General features: G+C 47.1%; 2 protein-coding genes. Both read right to left on the reverse strand.

The genetic code is table 11. The features are described 5' to 3' along the window. Positions 1-212: 212 nt before the first annotated feature. Complete coding sequence (locus FKP33_RS26665; protein WP_141336822.1) at positions 213-1,139, reverse strand: IS3 family transposase; 927 nt, start codon at positions 1,137-1,139, stop codon at positions 213-215. Beyond that, positions 1,136-1,462 (reverse strand): transposase, encoded by a 327-nt coding sequence (locus FKP33_RS26670; protein ID WP_141336823.1) that lies wholly within the window; start codon positions 1,460-1,462, stop codon positions 1,136-1,138. Before FKP33_RS26670 ends, FKP33_RS26665 begins: the two co-directional genes overlap by 4 nt. Positions 1,463-1,542 lie beyond the last annotated feature (80 nt).

Consider the following 1,542-nt stretch of genomic DNA (forward strand, 5'->3'; position numbering starts at 1 on the left):
AGCGGTTTAAACCCGTAACTTTAGAGTCTTACACCCTTATTCACACGATTGCGTAATTTCTCATTGATTTACGTCGTTGTCGCTCGTTGTCGCCCTTGACATGGAGCCTCCAGCGGGCATGATTTTTCGCGATAGGGCGATGCGGATAACACATGCATCGCGAGGCTAACAAGCCTATCATGCCCGCCCCTCCATGTAAAGGGCTTTATCCATCATACCTTAATCACAAGCGGTTTTACGGCTTGCTGATGCATAGCTTGATGAAATTCCTGCGGGGATAGATCATACAAACTTCCATGGATCCGCCGCTGATTATAAAACAAGAGATAGTCAGATACGATACGGTATGCATCCTGATAACTCTCAAATTCATGCCTGGAGAGACACTCTTGTTCTAAAATGGCATGAAATGCTTCGATATGCGCATTTTTATTCGGCGTTTTCGGAGGAATACGTTCATGTTCTACACAATACTCCAGGCATGCTTCTTCAAAAGCATGGCTGATAAATTGCGGGCCGTTATCGGTACGAACCACGGGCAGCTGATCTTTCTCAAAGAGCCGCCGTTTCCATAACGCTCTCTGCAGGATTTGCGCAGCATGCTTCCCTTCACAAGAGAGGCCCATGTGGTAGTCGATAATCGATCGGTCGTAGACGTCAATCAGGCTGAGCAAGAAAAAGAAACGCTGCTCTGCTGCAATATAGCCGTATTTCACGTCCATCTCCCAAAGCTGATTCGAAGCGCAAATCTCACGGTTGTTCGCCAGCTTTCGGGGATATTGGATTCGCTTCCGGCGTTGTGGCTGCAGGATGCCCAGTTCCTGACACAGCCGGTATACTTTTTTCTTGTTAATGATCAGCCCATACTGTCGTTTCAGGCATACGGTTAATTTACGGTAACCGTAAGTCGCTTCTTCCCCGGCAATAAGCTCCATCAGCCATTCCTTGATCTGCTCATCGCTGACGGGACGCCGCTTATGATCCAAGGAAAAGCCGGGAATCGGCCGTCCGCCGTTATACACTCGCTCTTGCTTGAAGTGTTTCTTCCGGTAATAGTACGTCGCTTCACTGACGCCGACGATTCGCAGCACCACTGCAGCTTTATAACCCCGCGCAATCCATTTGTCGGCGATCTCTATTTTGTCCGATAGGCGGGGTTCACCTTTTTTACGAGATCACGAAGAATCGCAATCTCCAAATCCTTCTCGCCCAACAGCTTTTTCAATTTGTCGTTTTCCTGCTCTAACGCTTGAAACTCTTTGGATGATGGAGTGTAGGCTGCAACTTTTTTGGATTCTGGTGATGCGTTTTTCCAGTTTGCATGCTTCGATTGACGAATCCAACGAGCGAGCATTTTCCCGTCTATTCCATGTCGTCTTGCAACTTGACTTGCATTGCCTGCTTCTAAGGCTTCTTGGATGAGCTGTTGTTTAAATTCAATGCTGTAACTCTTGCGCTGCATCTTTGATCCCTCCACTTTTGTTAATTCATATTGTAGTGGATAAGGAGAAAAGACTCAAAGGTAAATATGGGGCTTTAGAG

Origin of the sequence: Paenibacillus sp. tmac-D7, from assembly GCF_006519665.1 — a bacterium.
Taxonomy (GTDB): domain Bacteria; phylum Bacillota; class Bacilli; order Paenibacillales; family NBRC-103111; genus Paenibacillus_G; species Paenibacillus_G validus.

Excerpts from the sequence above, each read along its gene's own strand:
- FKP33_RS26670 (WP_141336823.1), bottom strand. The coding sequence starts at position 1,462 with ATGCAGCGCAAGAGTTACAGCATTGAATTTAAACAACAGCTCATCCAA.